19 protein-coding genes are annotated in these 15,203 nt (G+C 48.2%); 12 read left to right on the top strand and 7 right to left on the bottom strand.

The annotated features are described in order from the left end of the window. Positions 1 to 4: 4 nt before the first annotated feature. Positions 5 to 286: a type II toxin-antitoxin system RelE/ParE family toxin gene (locus tag CLV60_RS14600; RefSeq protein ID WP_106596101.1), complete on the top strand. Its 282-nt coding sequence runs from the start codon at positions 5 to 7 to the stop codon at positions 284 to 286. Between the two features lie 6 nt (positions 287 to 292). Then, positions 293 to 592 (top strand): HigA family addiction module antitoxin, encoded by a 300-nt coding sequence (locus CLV60_RS14595; protein WP_106596100.1) that lies wholly within the window; start codon positions 293 to 295, stop codon positions 590 to 592. Between the two features lie 6 nt (positions 593 to 598). Here CLV60_RS14595 and dinB read toward each other — a convergent pair whose 3' ends face one another. Next, positions 599 to 1,828 carry a DNA polymerase IV gene (gene dinB, locus CLV60_RS14590; RefSeq protein ID WP_106596099.1) on the bottom strand — a complete coding sequence of 410 codons (1,230 nt, stop codon included), beginning with the start codon at positions 1,826 to 1,828 and terminating at the stop codon, positions 599 to 601. A 133-nt stretch (positions 1,829 to 1,961) separates the two neighbouring features. On the opposite strand from dinB, the gene CLV60_RS14585 reads away from it, so the two are divergent. Next, the gene (locus tag CLV60_RS14585; RefSeq protein WP_106596098.1) at positions 1,962 to 2,729 is read left to right on the top strand and encodes an XRE family transcriptional regulator; all 768 of its coding nucleotides are present in this window, start codon (positions 1,962 to 1,964) and stop codon (positions 2,727 to 2,729) included. Positions 2,730 to 2,738: 9 nt separating this feature from the next. Here the strand turns inward: CLV60_RS14585 and CLV60_RS14580 are convergent, their stop codons facing one another. From CLV60_RS14580 to CLV60_RS14570, 3 genes are all read right to left on the bottom strand, one after another. Next, a complete protein-coding gene (locus CLV60_RS14580; protein WP_106596097.1) occupies positions 2,739 to 3,053 on the bottom strand; it encodes a type II toxin-antitoxin system VapC family toxin in 315 nt (104 codons plus the stop codon). A 78-nt stretch (positions 3,054 to 3,131) separates the two neighbouring features. Next, positions 3,132 to 3,335: a hypothetical protein gene (locus CLV60_RS14575; protein WP_106596096.1), complete on the bottom strand. Its 204-nt coding sequence runs from the start codon at positions 3,333 to 3,335 to the stop codon at positions 3,132 to 3,134. A gap of 75 nt (positions 3,336 to 3,410) precedes the next feature. Then, complete coding sequence (locus CLV60_RS14570) at positions 3,411 to 5,192, bottom strand: ABC transporter ATP-binding protein (protein ID WP_106596095.1); 1,782 nt, start codon at positions 5,190 to 5,192, stop codon at positions 3,411 to 3,413. A gap of 234 nt (positions 5,193 to 5,426) precedes the next feature. Here CLV60_RS14570 and nusB point away from each other — a divergent pair, with 234 nt between their 5' ends. The 6 genes from nusB (at position 5,427) to coaE (ending at position 9,175) form a co-directional block, all read left to right on the top strand. Further along, positions 5,427 to 6,593, top strand: coding sequence for a transcription antitermination factor NusB (gene nusB, locus CLV60_RS14565; RefSeq protein WP_106596094.1), 1,167 nt, complete (start codon positions 5,427 to 5,429; stop codon positions 6,591 to 6,593). 100 nt (positions 6,594 to 6,693) lie between these two features. Continuing rightward, positions 6,694 to 6,999, top strand: coding sequence for a YtxH domain-containing protein (locus CLV60_RS14560; RefSeq protein ID WP_106596093.1), 306 nt, complete (start codon positions 6,694 to 6,696; stop codon positions 6,997 to 6,999). Between the two features lie 3 nt (positions 7,000 to 7,002). Then, the gene (locus tag CLV60_RS14555) at positions 7,003 to 7,461 is read left to right on the top strand and encodes a DUF1573 domain-containing protein (RefSeq protein WP_106596092.1); all 459 of its coding nucleotides are present in this window, start codon (positions 7,003 to 7,005) and stop codon (positions 7,459 to 7,461) included. A 24-nt stretch (positions 7,462 to 7,485) separates the two neighbouring features. Then, complete coding sequence (gene yajC, locus CLV60_RS14550) at positions 7,486 to 7,785, top strand: preprotein translocase subunit YajC (protein ID WP_106596091.1); 300 nt, start codon at positions 7,486 to 7,488, stop codon at positions 7,783 to 7,785. A gap of 132 nt (positions 7,786 to 7,917) precedes the next feature. After that, positions 7,918 to 8,535: a YbbR-like domain-containing protein gene (locus CLV60_RS14545; protein WP_106596231.1), complete on the top strand. Its 618-nt coding sequence runs from the start codon at positions 7,918 to 7,920 to the stop codon at positions 8,533 to 8,535. A 28-nt stretch (positions 8,536 to 8,563) separates the two neighbouring features. Beyond that, positions 8,564 to 9,175 carry a dephospho-CoA kinase gene (gene coaE, locus CLV60_RS14540; RefSeq protein ID WP_106596090.1) on the top strand — a complete coding sequence of 204 codons (612 nt, stop codon included), beginning with the start codon at positions 8,564 to 8,566 and terminating at the stop codon, positions 9,173 to 9,175. Here coaE and CLV60_RS14535 read toward each other — a convergent pair. The 3 genes from CLV60_RS14535 to CLV60_RS14525 form a co-directional block, all read right to left on the bottom strand. Next, positions 9,172 to 10,968 (bottom strand): DNA polymerase III subunit gamma/tau, encoded by a 1,797-nt coding sequence (locus CLV60_RS14535; protein WP_106596089.1) that lies wholly within the window; start codon positions 10,966 to 10,968, stop codon positions 9,172 to 9,174. The two genes, coaE and CLV60_RS14535, sit on opposite strands and share 4 nt — an antisense overlap. A 38-nt stretch (positions 10,969 to 11,006) precedes the next feature. After that, on the bottom strand, positions 11,007 to 11,825 hold the full coding sequence (locus CLV60_RS14530) for a glycoside hydrolase family 16 protein (RefSeq protein ID WP_106596088.1): 819 nt from the start codon (positions 11,823 to 11,825) through the stop codon (positions 11,007 to 11,009). A 237-nt stretch (positions 11,826 to 12,062) separates the two neighbouring features. Next, on the bottom strand, positions 12,063 to 12,503 hold the full coding sequence (locus CLV60_RS14525) for a DUF6934 family protein (RefSeq protein ID WP_106596087.1): 441 nt from the start codon (positions 12,501 to 12,503) through the stop codon (positions 12,063 to 12,065). A gap of 149 nt (positions 12,504 to 12,652) precedes the next feature. Here CLV60_RS14525 and CLV60_RS14520 point away from each other — a divergent pair, with 149 nt between their 5' ends. From CLV60_RS14520 to CLV60_RS14510, 3 genes are all read left to right on the top strand, one after another. Next, entirely contained in the window at positions 12,653 to 13,654 is a 1,002-nt protein-coding gene (locus CLV60_RS14520) for a GSCFA domain-containing protein (RefSeq protein ID WP_106596086.1), read from the top strand. 59 nt (positions 13,655 to 13,713) lie between these two features. Next, complete coding sequence (locus CLV60_RS14515; protein ID WP_106596085.1) at positions 13,714 to 14,820, top strand: Mrp/NBP35 family ATP-binding protein; 1,107 nt, start codon at positions 13,714 to 13,716, stop codon at positions 14,818 to 14,820. A 68-nt stretch (positions 14,821 to 14,888) separates the two neighbouring features. Beyond that, complete coding sequence (locus tag CLV60_RS14510) at positions 14,889 to 15,146, top strand: NifU family protein (protein ID WP_106596084.1); 258 nt, start codon at positions 14,889 to 14,891, stop codon at positions 15,144 to 15,146. The last annotated feature ends 57 nt before the right edge of the window (positions 15,147 to 15,203 follow it).

The raw sequence follows: 15,203 nt of genomic DNA, 5'->3' as shown, positions 1-15,203 counted from the left end.
CGATATGATCACAAGCTTTTCTTCGAAGGAAACCGAAAAAATATGGCTCGGCGAGCGGGTCGGGAAGCTGCCGTTGGAAATTCAGCAAGTAGGGAGACGGAAGCTAAGAATGCTCCATAACTCACAAAACCTTGCGGATTTACGTATCCCTCCGTCGAACAGGCTGGAAAAGCTCCCCGGAAGCCTGAAAGAGTTTTATAGCATACGTATCAATGATCAATGGCGGATCGTGTTCAAATGGTTGGATGGTAATGCTGCTGAGGTTAGAATTATCGATTATCATTAAACAGCAATGGAAACACTAAACAATATTCATCCAGGAGAAGTCTTAATGGAAGAGTTTCTGGAACCAATGGGCATCTCTGCTTATCGATTGGCGAAAGAGACGGGCATTCCCCAAACACGGATCAGTGAGATTATCAAGGGGAGGAGACGGGTCACTGCCGATACCGCACTGCGTTTTAGCAAATATTTCGGCACGACACCCAAGTTTTGGCTCGGTCTGCAGGACGACTACGATATTGAAGAAGGACAGCATTTGATTTCTGAGGAATTGAATGAAATAAAAACGTTGCAGCCAAAGGCTGCCTGATCACAATCAGGCATTTCGATGCGCCGGAATAATGGGCGGTTCGCCGTTGAATGGGTTTCCCATGGCGCCGATATCCGAAATTCCCATTGTACTGGCCCAGGTCAGTATCTGGTCCCCGTCTTTGTTGTATGCGTATTTGGTCTTAATGTAATCCATTGCCTGATAGAGATTCAGCCGCTCTTCGGTGTCGTCGAAGAGGTTAATCTGATAATTTCCGGTTACCAGGTCGCTGAAACTCACCCCGACCAATCTCACCATCATCCGCCGGTTGTAAAGCTGATCGAAGAGCCGTTCGATATGCGGGATCAGCACATGGTCCGCGGAGGTGTATGCAATTTTCAACTGCCTGGAAAACGTATTGAAATCGGAATAGCGGATTTTGACTGAAACACAGGACGTCAGCTTTTCACCGGTCCGCAACTGGTAAGCCAGTGTTTCGGCCATTGCGCGCACCATTTCCCGCATTTTCCTCACATCACCGGTATCTTTTCCGAATGTCCGCTCGCTGGAAATGGATTTACGCTCGTGGAATGGGACAATAGGGGAGTTGTCGAGCCCGTTAGCGCGGTTCCAGAGCGAGACCCCGTTTTTTCCTAAAACCTGCCCCATTATCTCCATCGGCATTTCCTGGATTGTTTTCACATACCGGATGCCGAGGTTGTTGAGTGTCTGATTCATTTTTTCACCGACCATCGGAATTTTTTGTACTTCCATTGGGGCCAAAAACGGCTTTTCCTGCCCGGCATCTACTTTGAGCTGGTTGTTCGGCTTGGCTTCCCCGGTGGCGACTTTCGAAACCAGCTTATTGGTAGCCAGTCCAAATGAAATCGGCAGGCCGGTTTCACGGATAATCCGCTGCCGGAGCTCGCTGGCCATTCCGTAGCAACTGTGGTATTTGTCCATTCCCGACAGGTCCGCGTAAAATTCGTCGATACTTGCTTTCTCAAATACCGGGACATTTTGGCTGATGATCTCGCTCACTTCCTTCGACTGTTTGGAATATGCTTCCCCGTTTCCACGGATAACGGTCGCTTCGGGGCATAGCATCCTGGCCATTTTCATGGGCATACCGGAATGCACGCCAAATTGCCTCGTCTCGTAGCTGCAAGCCGCTACCACTCCGCGGTCGCCGGTACCGCCCACGAGTATGGGCTTGTTTTCAAGCCGGCTGTCCTGCTTGCGCTCTACAGATACGAAAAAGGTATCCAGGTCAAAATGTAATATGGCACGGTCCACTGGTGGTTGGAGTTTTTACAAATTTATGGATTTATTCCAAATATATGGATCATGTCCATTTGATGAAAGGAAATATTCCAAAATATTTGTATGTTTGAGGAGTCAAGACATTGTAAACCGGTAATCATCACACATGCTTATGGCTATTGATGAAGAATTCAGGCGATTCAAACAAATTAGGGAGGAACTTAATCTGACCCAGGCAGCATTCGCGGAGGAACTGGGCATCAGCGCAACGACCGCAGACATCGAGCGGGGGCGTACGCGCATACCCGGGCAGGTAGTGAAGGAATTGCTCAGAAAGTACCACATCAATCCGCTTTGGCTGTTCGGCGACAGCCCGCAGAAATACCTGTATGCGGATAAAGTATTCGTCAACCCGAAGGTGGTGACGGTCGATAATGCAGGTAAGGACAATATCGTGCTTGTTAGCGCGAAAGCTGCGGCCGGTTATCCCAATAATATCGGTGATGCCCAGTGGTTCGAAGCATTGCCGGCCTTTACAATACCGTTACCGGAATACCGTAATGCGACATTCAGAGGATTTCAGGTCGATGGCGATAGTATGACACCGGCGTTGCAGTCGGGTGAATGGATCTGGGCCCGGGCGGTGGACGATTGGAATGCGATGAATGATAAGGATATGTATGTGATTATCACCATTGACAGCGTCCTGGTCAAAAAAGTCCGCAAGGAAAAGGATTCGTCTTTCGTGAACCTGATATCGCTCAACCCTGATTATGTGCCGATCCGTGTTGATCGTAATGAGATCCGCGAAATATGGCAGGTGAATAGTAAATTGTCTTTCAACCTGGAAGAGGACAAGACGGAAATAAGTTTGCAAGGCCTGTACCAGGAAATGCGGGAGCTGAGGCAGGAGGTGAAGAAGCTGGTTAAATAGGGACGGCAGCTATTGTGGATCGAACGGGTTAAGCAAGCTTAGGTTTTCGATTCCGGCGAAATCTCTTGTATTATCTGTAATCAGAGTAAGCCCGTGAACTATGGCAGTAGCTGCGACAATCGCATCAGATAGTTCCAAATCATATTGCCTGCGCAACTCAGATGCCTTTTTTCTGATATCTTTTTTGAGCTCAAACAGAAGCGACATGTCTACAAACATATTGACTAAGTCAAAGTCAAATTGAGCGGCTGTTTTCCAGCTGAATAGTTCTATTTCGGTGATTACTGAAAAGCAGATTCGGGAATTTCCGGCGATATCATCCATTATGTTCCCTGCATAGTGGAGGGAGCTGCTGTTGAAGATAGTAGACGGCAATGTTAGTGTCCCAAAGATAGGCTTGATTCATTTGCCGCGTAATCGTCTAAATTCCCGCTCAATTTCCTCAACGGGCTGCTTGGTCATTTTGCCTTTCAGAAAACGTATGCCGCTTGTATCCTTCATTTGCAGCGTGCTCTCATGCAGACGAATCAGACCGAGATTTTCGAGGTTTCTTAAAAGGTCGAGCGCATTGTCGTTAAGGACATCGATTGTGACTGTGTAATGCATAGCGTGATTGGTTAACTTTTTTGTGAGTATTCAAAGTTAATCAACCACTATTGCATTTCAAGCGTAGGTTGTATTTTACACCTCCTCTGAAATTAACTGCTTCTCATACAGCTCCTTATAAGCGCCATTCAGCGCCATAAGCTCCGCGTGAGTGCCTTGCTCGACAATGCGGCCTTCGTCGAGGACCACGATTTTATCGGCCAGTTTTGCGGAGGAAACACGATGGGAAATGATCACGGAGGTGCGCTGGTCCATGATCCTTTTCATATTGTTGAGGATGATGTTCTCTGTGTTGGTATCGACGGCAGAAAGGCAGTCGTCGAGGACAAGGATTTTCGGGTCGCGGGCGATGGCGCGGGCGATGGAAAGGCGTTGTTTCTGGCCGCCGGAAAGCGTAATACCTCTTTCACCGAGCATGGTTTCATAGCCTTGCGGGAAATCTTTGATATTATTGTAAAGGTCGGCGTCTTTCACGGCTTGCTCAATTCGCTCAAAAGGCATGTCTTCGGTGCCGAACCGCACATTGTTTTCAATGCTATCCGAGAAAAGGAACACATCCTGCGGCACGTAGCCGATCTGGCGGCGGTATCCGCGAACGTCATAATCCTTCATCGGAATGTCGTCGATCAATATTTGTCCCTCGGTGGGGTCGTAGAGGCGACATAGTAAATGGGCTAGCGTGCTTTTGCCCGAGCCGGTCGTGCCGAGGATCGCTACGCTTTCGCCGGCTTCGACTGTCAGATCAAAATCGTGTAAAGCCTTAATGCCGGAATCAGGGTAGACGAAGCCCACGTGGCGAAACGATATTTTCCCGTCCAGCGATCTGCTCACGTTTTTCTCGGATACCAATGTCGTTTTTTTATTCAAAAACTCATTGATCCGCAGCTGCGACGATGCGGCGCGCTGGATCTGGCTCGTAGTCCACCCCAATGCCATTACAGGCCACGTAAGCATGTTGACATACAATATGAATTCGGTGATATTACCTGGTGTGAGACGACCATTGATAATTTCCTGACCACCAACATAAATGACCAGGATGTTGCTCAGGCCGATCAAAAGGACAATCATGGGGTAAAAGAATGCATCGACTTTCGTCAGCCCAAGGGATTTGGTCTTAAAAACTTCGGCCTCCTTTTGAAAATTAGCATAAGACCGGTCTTCCTGAACAAACGATTTGATCACCCGTATTCCTGAAAATGCCTCCTGCACATAAGTTGAAAGTGCTGAAAGCTGCTTCTGGATTTCCTGTGAGCGTTTCATGATCATGCTGTTGACCACATATACGCTTACCGAAAGCACTGGCAGCGGCAACAGCACATACAGCGTCAGTTTCGGGCTGACGGAAATCATGTAGGAGATGACCAGGAAAAACAGCACGATGAGGTTAATGCCGTACATGAGTGCTGGGCCGACGTAAATGCGAACGTTGCTCACATCTTCCGAGATGCGCGCCATGAGATCGCCGGTGCTGTGGCGACGGAAGAAAGCCGCGGGGAGCGTTTGGTAATGCTGGTAAATGTCGTTTTTAAGCTCGAATTCGATATGACGCGACATGACGATGATCGTTTGACGCACCAGAAAGAGGAATATCCCTTTGAGTAGCGCCATGAGCAGGATCAGGAAGCCGTAGAGCAGAATACTGAACGCAAAAATGTCATACATATCACTTTGCAGCGATACGCCATTGTAGAGATAATAAATATCGAGTGTTTCGATCACCAGGTCGAGCGCGTAGCGTACGAGCTGGGCGGGGATAATGCCGAAAAGATTGGATACGATCGTAAAAATGATACCCAGGATGAGGTACCATTTATATTTCCACAAATACTTGTTAAGGGATTTTAGTGCTTTCACCTGTTCAGATTTTTGTCGACGGCGCAGGACGCTTTCTGAGCAACATCCTATTTTACCAAAACGTTGCAAAATTAAAACGACGCATCCCAATTTTCCGATTGTGAACAAAATAGTCTAATTTTGCGGTCGATTTTAAAAACAACTAGTGCAGGGTACAATGCAAAATGGCCCTGTAAGACACGCAGACACGTTCTTTGATTTACTGTACCTTTTATCCAAATAGTATTCCGGCATATGCTGAATAGAAGATTACTAAGAACCAAAGCGGTTCAGGCACTTTATGCGCGGCAGCTCACAGCCGATGCGAACCGTTTACTGGCACTCGATCAAATTGAAGAGGCATTTGCTCCTGACCTTAACTCGATGGAGTTTCAGGACAAGAAAAAGCTTTCGGGCATGAAGCGGCTCGCGAACATGACGCTCGACGAGTTTATTAAAAATGGTAAGCCCAACGGTGATGAAGAGCTTCCCGATCGCGTGCTGAGAGTGGCCCAGACAGCCTATGAAGCATACAACCGGCAGACTAATACGGATGGAGAAAAACTCGTTAGAAGGGTTTTGAATGAAACGGAAACGATTTACGCCGATTTCATTCGGATCCTGTCGATGCTGATCGAACTTTCACACCAGGCAAAAATCGACCGCGAGCGCAGGTACGACGACCCGGAGGCGCCATTCCCCAAAGATTCGGGACTGGATACCAACCGGGTGATCAAGGTTTTGCAGGAAGATAAGGCGCTGGAAGAGGAGATTATCCGCAGCGGTATCAATTGGACCAACGAAATGAATCTGATCCGGAAGATTTACCGGGAAGGTTTGCGGAAGGACGAAACCTACGAAACATATTGTAAATCGGCGACTCATACGCCGGAGGAAGACCAGGAAATTATTCAGCACGTACTGCGTCAGATTATCCTCAAACACGAGGTATCGCTCGAATACCTCGAACAACGCGATCTTTATTGGGCAGACCATAGCGAGTTGATCCGCAGCCTTGCGATCAAAACTTTGCGTACTGCCGATTTGGCACATACCTTCCAGCTCGCACCGCTTACCAAGGACTGGGAAGAAGACCGGGCGTTTGTTGAGGAACTTTGCAAGATCGTAGTGAAAGAAAGCGATCAGTACGATGTTTATCTGGAAGACCAGTTGAAAAACTGGGAGCTGGAAAGGATCGCGCTGGTGGACCTTATTATCCTCAAAACAGCTCTTGCTGAACTCATTCATTTCCCTGGTATCCCGGTGAAAGTCACCATTAATGAGTTTATTGAGATCGCGAAAAGGTACAGTACCCCAAAAAGTGGTAAGTTTGTGAATGGCGTCCTGGACGTGCTTTCAGTGAAACTGGCCAAAGAAGGCGTGATCAGAAAAAGCGGGCGCGGATTGATTGATAATAAGTAAAAGCTGCCGAAATTGGGGCCGGGTATAATGGAACAATTTTTGGAGGCCATTATAAATACATGAGCTGACACCCGTTTGCAGCAAAAAAACAGCAGAAACCATGAGTAAAACCAGTAATACTTTAATCGCATTTCTGACAGGCGCTGCCACCGGTGCAGCATTGGGTATCCTTTATGCTCCCGACAAAGGAGAGGTGCTACGTACCCAATTGACGTACAGACTGTCCAAGTACCGTGAGAAATTGCAAGAAGTGATTCAGGACCTGGTCGATAAGAAGGACTTGCCTGACAATTTTTCCAGGACTGAAGGCGAGCGTGTTGTGAATGATGCGCGTGAAAAAGCCGAAAAGCTTCTGGAAGACGTAGACCGCCTGATGGCGCAGATCAAGGGCCAGGCCAGCGAATGACCTATGAAAAAAATAGCCCTTTTCGCGTTTCTGGGAATAGCGCTGGCTTTTTCCGGTTGCTCCAAAAATGAAAAGAATGGTGAAGAAAAACAGGCAAATTCAAAGCTGCCTGTTTTTGCTTTGATCGACAGCACGGAATATGATTTCGGTACGATCCAGGAAGGCGCCATTGTGGAACACGAATTCAAATTCCGTAACGATGGCGAATATCCGTTGATCCTCAATAACATCAGCTCTTCGTGCGGGTGTACCACGCCCGAGTGGCCGAAGGATCCGATCGGGCCGAAACAGACTTCGAGTATCAAGGTCCGTTTCGATAGCAAGCACAAAGCTGGCCCGCAGGTCAAAACGATCACTGTTTACGCCAATACGGAACCGGCTAATACGGAATTAAGGCTGAAAGGTATTGTAAATGCAGCACCTCAGCCGGCCGTCGCAGATTCGACGACGGCGAAGAAGTAATATTTATACAACCCATCTACTACAATGAATTATTCTATTTTAGCACAAGCAGCCGGCGGCTCCCAGGGCATGATTTACCAGGTCGTGATGTGGGTCGGTATTATCGGGGTATTTTACTTTTTCATGATCCGTCCGCAGCAGAAAAAGCAGAAGGAACAGAAAGAATTGCTCAATAACCTGAAAAAAGGCGACGAGGTGGTAACGATCGGCGGTATCCACGCCAGAATTTATACAGTGGAAGAATCGACGGTTACGCTTGAGTTGGACAAAGGAGTGAAACTGACGGTCGAAAAATCGGCCATTTCGCGTACCATTGCCGGGTAAAACTAATCATGAACGGCATGCATTCCTGCTAATGCATGCATTTTCAAAATTGTTGTGAGTCAAGTCCCACCCAACCAGAACAGGATCAAAACGTTTATAGGATGCTTGCTTGCAGCATCCTTTTTTTGGTTAATGAATGTCCTCAATAAGGACAATTATTCCCTTAAACTGAATTATCCGCTGTCGATCGAGTATGATAACTCAGCCTATGTGCCGATGCAGCCGCTTCCCAAACGGATTTCGGTGAATGTAACGGGAGATGGCTGGACTTTGCTTCAAAAATCCTGGCTGAATTTTAATGCCAATCCGGTAGTTTACCGCGTTCAGAATCCGACGGTGTCCAGTTTTATCAACTCGACCACGCTCACCGACCAGATCACGGAAATGTTCCCTAATCTGCATGTCAACTATGTGGTAGCAGATACTTTTGAACTGAATTTTGAGCCTAAAATCAGGAAAATTATTCCTATTCGCGTCGATAGTGCGGGCATTGATGTACGTGAAGGCTATGTGATTTCCAGCTTCATTAATGTCTCACCGTCACTTATTTCAGTGGACGGACCGGTTTCACTGATTAAAACTTTCCCGGATACGATCAAGGTACGCGTGCCTACGCCTAAAATTCAGAACAATTACGATGAGAGTTTGCCTATCCCGCTGCCGGTTTCCCCATTGGTGGAAGTGAGCCATCGTGATGTTTACGTGAGCTTCGAAGTTGCGCAATTCCTCATCGCACCGCCACAGCAATAGCTTATTCCCTCATTTGACTGATAATCATATGGATCTTCCGCTTCTGATAGGTGTTACCGGGGGTATTGGTTCTGGTAAAAGTATGGTTTGCCGGTTATTCGAATGTCTGGATATTCCCGTTTACTATGCCGACAGTCGTGCCAAATGGCTTACCAACAACGATCCGGAGATTCGGGAGAAGGTAATAGCATTGCTTGGTGATGAGGCTTATGATAGCGGGGGAATGTATAACACACGCTACGTCGCTTCCAGGGTTTTCAGGAATGAGCCGTTATTGAAAGAACTGAATGCGATCATTCATCCTGTTGTACTCAGTGACACGAAAGCATGGGTTATGCAAAATGCGGGAGCGCCATATGTGTTGAAGGAGGCGGCTATTATGGCCAAGGCAGGGCATGCAAATGCCGTAGACGTCGTCGTGGTAGTGGAAGCACCGGTCGAGTTACGAGTTCAGAGGATATTGCAAAGGGACAAACGCCCGGAGCAGGAAATCAGGGCGATTATCGAGCGGCAGGTTTCTGATGAATCCAGGCGGGAAATAGCCGATTATATTGTGAATAATGACGATGCTTCCGAGCTGATCCCGCAAGTACTTCATTTGCACAAACTGTTTCTGAAAAGGAAGCTCTCCCAACATTAGAAATCCACATCCAACCCCAGCGCTTGCTTCAATTCGAGTAAATAAGGGTTTTTTTCTGCTAAAAAGTTGAATTTCTCGGCAGGCGTGTAAGGCAGCCTGTTTACCTCTTGTGGTGCTACGCGGGGATTAATATCCAGTTTGGGCGCATCCAGCCGTAATTTTAGGAAACCCAGCAACTCATACCGCATATTCATTACTGCATCCTGCTGGTGATCATTGTCGAGCGCGATTTCGATAACGGTACCATTCAGCTGAATTTCACGGTTCAATGTGATTTGCTCCGTCGTTGAATTCCCGGCTTGCAGGCGTTTTTGGGAGAATTCGTACCAGAAACGCTGCAAGTTTGCCAGTGTTAATTCTTCTCTTTTCGCACCATTTGGAGCAGCGGCATATTCAACAGAAGCCTCGACATTGCTTTGCTTTGCAGGTTGCTGTGCCGGTGGAGTGAGCGATTGCGTCAGCGAAACGGTGCTTTTCAGGCGTGAGGGAGCAGCTTGCTGTGGAGTTACTTGTTGTGATGCAGCTGCCGGTTGTGCGGGTACATTCGCGTAAGCACTTCCGTTCGACTGGGTATTGGCAGACGCCGCAGGTTGAGGTGCTGCCGGTGATGGAGCTGCCGAACTGTTCAGGGATTGTTGAGGCTCAACTTTTTTTTTTGCCGTTTCATCAACGGCAGCAAGAGAATGAAGTTGAAGAACCTGGGGCAAATTGGCGAGTTTCATGAGACAGAGCTCCACATGCAACCGCTGGTTTTTCGCCGATTTATAATTGATATCGCATTGTCCCGTAATGCTCAGCGCCGAGAGCAGGAAGCTGAGATCGGCCATTAAGGACTGTTCAAGGTATTTCCGCTCGGCAGATTCAGAAACCTGTAACAGGGTTACCGTCGCCGGGTCTTTGCACACGAGCAGGTTCCGGAAGTGTTCCAGAAGGCCTATGACAAACAGGTGGCCGTCGAACCCTTTTCTTAAAATTTCATCAAACAACACCAGCGAGCGTGCAATGCTGCCCGCTGTGAGCGCGTCCGTGATTTTGAAATAATAATCGTAGTCGAGAATGTGCAGGTTTTCCAGCACCGCCGCGTAAGTGAGGTGGTTGTTGGTGGAAAACGTGACGTTAAGGTCGAACATCGAAAGCGCGTCGCGCAAACCGCCATCGGCTTTCTGACCGATCAGTTCAAGGGCTTCATGTTCCGCATTGATACCTTCCTTTTGGGCAATATCGGCAAGGTGATGCGCGATGTCCTTCGATTGAATGCGGTTGAAGTCGAAGATCTGGCAGCGCGAAAGGATCGTCGGCAGGATCTTGTGTTTCTCCGTCGTGGCAAGGATGAAAATGGCATACGACGGCGGCTCTTCCAATGTTTTCAGGAATGCATTGAAAGCAGCCTGCGAAAGCATGTGAACCTCATCAATAATATAGATCTTGTACTTTCCGGTCTGGGGCGGGTAGCGCACCTGGTCGATCAGGTTACGAATGTCCTCCACGGAGTTGTTGGAAGCCGCATCGAGCTCGTGGATATTAAAGGAAGCGTTGTTCTGGAAGCTCACGCAAGACTCGCATTCGCCGCAGGCCTCTACATCATCTCCCAGGTTCTGGCAGTTGATGGTTTTGGCCAAAATACGCGCGCACGTAGTTTTTCCCACCCCGCGCGGACCGCAGAAAAGGAAAGCTTGTGCGAGGTGATTGGTGCGAATGGCATTCTTTAATGTGGTAGTGATGTGTGATTGACCCACCACCGAATCAAAGGTGACGGGACGATACTTCCTGGCCGAAACAACGAAATGATCCATGGTGCAAGATACTTCCGTGCACTGGATTTTCAAAGCTGCTACTTCGTCACGAGCGGGTACACGCGCACGTAATCGACCTCCATTTTTTGCGGGAAAATGCTGTCATCCACGCCCTTTTGCCCACCCCAGTTGCCACCTACTGCGACATTTAAAATTAAATGAAACGGCTTGTCGAATGGCCATTCCGGCCATTGGTAGGTCGCTTCCTTTTGGAATGTGAAATAGGCATTTCCATCGACAAGTATCTTAACCGTCTCGGGCGTCCATTCGCACGTGTACACATGAAAATCTTCCGAAAGTCCTTTCACGATCACATTGTTACCTTTGTTGGTCTTAATCGCGTGGTTGAATGCTTTCGTATGGATATTCCCATGCAGCCGGTCCTGGTCAAAGCCCACGTGCTCCATAATGTCGATCTCGCCATTATCCGGCCAGCCTTTATTGCCGTAACTGTTGCCGCTTGCGAGCATCCAGATTGCCGGCCAGGTCCCGCGCCCCTTTGGCAGCTTCGCCCTGATCTCGAATTTTCCATACGTAAAATCCGCTTTCCCTTTCGACACCAGCCGCGCCGAACTGTACTGCTGCTTGCCTGAGGGTTCCTTAATGGCCGTGATTACCAGGTTGCCATTTTCGACTTTAGCGTTCTCGATTTTTTCGGTATAGTTTTCCAGCTCATTATTTCCCCAGCCATGGTCGCCGAGATCGTAGCTCCATTTGGCAGGGTCGGGCTTGCCGGGTGTGTTGAACTCGTCCTGCCAGGATGGGGTGGGGGCGAATTCGTATTGTTGCGCGGTTGTTTTTGGTTTTTCCGAGGGTTGGGCGCAGCCAGCTACTGTGGAAATCGCGGTGATAAACATCGCCAACGTAAGTCGGCGAAGAGGTATGATGGTTTCTAGCATGGTAATGAGTCTGCCTTTATGCTTTTCCGGTATGTTTTGAACCATTTGCCGACTTGGAAATATCCGGATGGCTTTCGCGTTTTGGTAAATTATTGAAGTCAACGTTTTTTACGGCCTCCGTAAGCACCCTTACTTTTTCGTCAACTATTTTCTGTTGTTCCGGAGTTAGTTTGAAATCTTGTCGCTTGTTCATAGCTATAATTTTTTGATAAAATAATGTTCGTAATCTACATTCGGCGCAAAGAAAACCACTTCTTGTATGGCTGTGATGCCATATACTTCATATTTCCCAGCTACGTTAGCCAGTTCGCGTGAAATGGCAATCCTGTACAACCTGTGTCTGCGCGCGTCACTCCCACGAAAACTGACAATGGAGTCGGGAAACCGGTTTAAGAAATCACAGACTATTTGAAAAACGGTGGCTAGTACTAGCTGTAGATCGCCGTTTCTACTTTCTATCTGGTCGCTCAATTCACCATTTTCTACGGGATCGAGCAACGCAAGGTTGAATATATTGGTGTCGGCAATCCGCTCAAAAGAAACAGTTTTTAGAATTGTTTTATTCTCACTGACACTTTCAAATTTATAAATCAGCCGATCAACGCCGATTTCGAACGGGTAGCCCCTTTCATCCATAGATTTGACAGTTTATAGTGTGTTCTGAAATGCAGCCAAACATATAAAATTTTCCTATAACCCAAATTATAAATTGCTAAACCCCAGCATTTAGTGAAATCCTGTGGTTTTCATGCTTAATTTTGTAGCCCGCTTGTCGTTTTTATGTAATGAAGGAAATAAAGTTGAGTACGGAAGTTGCCCTGGATGCCCCGGATTGGAAGATTGATCACCACACTAAAATACTGACCATCGGCTCCTGCTTTGCCGAGGTGCTCGGCAGCCAGTTGGGGAGTTATAAGTTCGATGTGCTCAATAATCCGGTGGGTACGGTGTTCAACCCGTTGACGATATGCAAAATACTCGACAATGCGATGGAAGGGAAGAGGCCTAATCCGGCATTGTTCCTGCAAAATCCTGATCAGATCTGGCTGCATCACGATTTCCATTCGTCGCAATGGGCCGCGGGACAGGGTGCATTAGATGCACAGCTTTCCGACCAGTTGGATGAGATCCGTGAATTTCTGGCCGAGGCCGATGTGTTGGTGATTACGCTTGGTACCGCCTATGCGTACCGCCACCGGAAGACCAACCTGATCGTCGGCAACTGCCACAAAGTGCCAGCCGACCGTTTTATCAAAGAGCTCCTTCATTTCGATCAGATTTCGATTGCATTCGAGCAATTGATCCAGAAACTGATCCCCTATAACCGCAAGCTGCGCATACTGCTGACGGTAAGCCCCGTGCGTCACACGCGTGATACGCTTCCGCTCAATCAGGTGAGCAAATCGACATTGCGCCTGGTAGCCCACCGCCTTTCAGAGAAATACAAGCATGTTGAGTACTTCCCGTCTTATGAGATCATGATCGACGAATTGCGCGATTACCGCTTTTATAAGGAAGATATGATCCACCCCAGCAGCTTGGCGGAGGAATACGTTTTCAATGCATTTGCACAAAATTATATCGATGCCGCCTCTTTGAAGTTCATGAACGAATGGGCGTCTGTTCGGGATACCCTGGCCCATCGGCCGCAGCATGGCCTTACGCCGGGGCATTTAAAAATGCTGAAATCGCTGTGGAGTAAGCTGAATGCTATTTCACGCACCGTGGATGTTTCCGCTGAAATGGAGGAAGTGGAACGTAGGATCGGAGAATTTCCGGGAATGTAACAAACTCATTGGCGGCATTTCGTGTTGCATAATATCAAGTCAAAGTACCAACCATAATAATGGGAGAATTTACAATCAATAAAGAAAAAGTATTGCAGGCGTTGAGTACTGTGGAAGAGCCCGATCTGAAAAAGGATCTGGTGACGCTCGGTATGATCCAGGATATAGAAATCGGTGTAAACCAGGTTCGGTTTACCGTAGTGCTGACTACCCCCGCTTGTCCCCTCAAAGAACTGATCAGGAAGAATTGCGAGAATGCGATCCACGAGCATCTGAGTCCGGAGGTGGAGGTGATCATCAAACTCACTGCCAATGTGACGACTACCCGCCACACGGGCCCGTTGATCCCCGGCGTGAAAAACGTGATTGCGATCTCGTCCGGCAAGGGTGGGGTAGGTAAATCGACAGTTACCGCCAACCTCGCGATGGCATTGCACCGCTCGGGCGCGAAAGTGGGTATTATCGATGCGGATATTTCAGGCCCTTCGATCCCGGTGATGTTCGGTGCGGAGAATATGCAGCCCACGATTACACCGAAGGACGGAAAAAACTATATTAACCCAATCCGCCAATATGGTATCAAAATGATGTCAATAGGCTTCCTGACGCCGCCGGACAGTGCGGTGGTTTGGCGCGGACCAATGGCTAGCCAGGCATTGCGTCAGTTCTTCGGCGATACCGACTGGGGCGATCTGGATTACCTGTTGATCGATTTGCCGCCCGGCACGAGCGATATTCACCTTACGTTAGTCCAAACTGTTCCGGTAACCGGTGCGGTGGTGGTAACTACCCCTCAGAAAGTGGCGTTGGCCGACGCTGTGAAAGGTCTGTCGATGTTCAAGCAGCCGCAGATTAATGTGCCTGTTCTAGGTGTAATTGAAAATATGGCCTGGTTTACGCCGGAAGAATTGCCGAACCACAAATACCATATTTTTGGCAAAGGAGGCGGTCAGTCGCTGGCAGATAAGTTCGATGTGCCTCTGATTGGGCAAATCCCGTTGGTACAGGGCATTCGTGAGGCGGGTGACGACGGCCGTCCGGCTGTAATGGATACGAACGAGATCGTGAACGAGGCATTTATGGATGCCGCTGAGGCATTGGCGCAGCAGATAGCGATCCGGAATGCATCGCGCGAGAAAACCAAAGCGGTCGAAATCCAGGTTTAGTAGTTAGTAACTGAATGATTTGATTTTTTGGATATAATCTTGCATCTTAGCAGACAGACTTTTTAACAATGGATTCAAAAGAAAAAACCATAGAATTGATCGAGCAGGCGCTCGAAACGGTGCGTCCTTACCTGCATGCTGACGGAGGCGATGTGAAATTGGTGGAGCTGACGGACGACATGACTGTGAAACTGGAACTGCAAGGCTCCTGCCAAAGCTGCCCGATGAGCGCGATGACTTTCCGTGCAGGCTTGGAAGAATCGATCCGCAAAGCGGTGCCTTACATTAATAAGGTTGTTTCCTCGAACGTGCCTGAGCTGGCATAACAGCGGAAAATTCCTATCAAATATTGATCAAAAGCAGTTTCCTTAACGGGAAGCTGC

Source organism: Dyadobacter jiangsuensis (genome assembly GCF_003014695.1).
GTDB lineage: Bacteria > Bacteroidota > Bacteroidia > Cytophagales > Spirosomataceae > Dyadobacter > Dyadobacter jiangsuensis.
This window is presented reverse-complemented; position numbering and strand designations above follow the sequence as displayed.

What these genes read in the sequence shown, in the direction of transcription:
- CLV60_RS14600 (WP_106596101.1), top strand. Translation starts at nt 5, where the DNA reads ATGATCACAAGCTTTTCTTCGAAGGAAACCGAAAAAATATGGCTCGGC.
- CLV60_RS14595 (WP_106596100.1), top strand. Translation starts at nt 293, where the DNA reads ATGGAAACACTAAACAATATTCATCCAGGAGAAGTCTTAATGGAAGAG.
- CLV60_RS14585 (WP_106596098.1), top strand. Translation starts at nt 1,962, where the DNA reads ATGCTTATGGCTATTGATGAAGAATTCAGGCGATTCAAACAAATTAGG.
- CLV60_RS14580 (WP_106596097.1), bottom strand. Translation starts at nt 3,053, where the DNA reads ATGGATGATATCGCCGGAAATTCCCGAATCTGCTTTTCAGTAATCACC.
- CLV60_RS14575 (WP_106596096.1), bottom strand. Translation starts at nt 3,335, where the DNA reads ATGCATTACACAGTCACAATCGATGTCCTTAACGACAATGCGCTCGAC.
- nusB (WP_106596094.1), top strand. Translation starts at nt 5,427, where the DNA reads ATGCTGAATAGAAGATTACTAAGAACCAAAGCGGTTCAGGCACTTTAT.
- CLV60_RS14560 (WP_106596093.1), top strand. Translation starts at nt 6,694, where the DNA reads ATGAGTAAAACCAGTAATACTTTAATCGCATTTCTGACAGGCGCTGCC.
- CLV60_RS14555 (WP_106596092.1), top strand. Translation starts at nt 7,003, where the DNA reads ATGAAAAAAATAGCCCTTTTCGCGTTTCTGGGAATAGCGCTGGCTTTT.
- yajC (WP_106596091.1), top strand. Translation starts at nt 7,486, where the DNA reads ATGAATTATTCTATTTTAGCACAAGCAGCCGGCGGCTCCCAGGGCATG.
- CLV60_RS14545 (WP_106596231.1), top strand. Translation starts at nt 7,918, where the DNA reads ATGAATGTCCTCAATAAGGACAATTATTCCCTTAAACTGAATTATCCG.
- coaE (WP_106596090.1), top strand. Translation starts at nt 8,564, where the DNA reads ATGGATCTTCCGCTTCTGATAGGTGTTACCGGGGGTATTGGTTCTGGT.
- CLV60_RS14535 (WP_106596089.1), bottom strand. Translation starts at nt 10,968, where the DNA reads ATGGATCATTTCGTTGTTTCGGCCAGGAAGTATCGTCCCGTCACCTTT.
- CLV60_RS14530 (WP_106596088.1), bottom strand. Translation starts at nt 11,825, where the DNA reads ATGTTTATCACCGCGATTTCCACAGTAGCTGGCTGCGCCCAACCCTCG.
- CLV60_RS14525 (WP_106596087.1), bottom strand. Translation starts at nt 12,503, where the DNA reads ATGGATGAAAGGGGCTACCCGTTCGAAATCGGCGTTGATCGGCTGATT.
- CLV60_RS14520 (WP_106596086.1), top strand. Translation starts at nt 12,653, where the DNA reads ATGAAGGAAATAAAGTTGAGTACGGAAGTTGCCCTGGATGCCCCGGAT.
- CLV60_RS14515 (WP_106596085.1), top strand. Translation starts at nt 13,714, where the DNA reads ATGGGAGAATTTACAATCAATAAAGAAAAAGTATTGCAGGCGTTGAGT.
- CLV60_RS14510 (WP_106596084.1), top strand. Translation starts at nt 14,889, where the DNA reads ATGGATTCAAAAGAAAAAACCATAGAATTGATCGAGCAGGCGCTCGAA.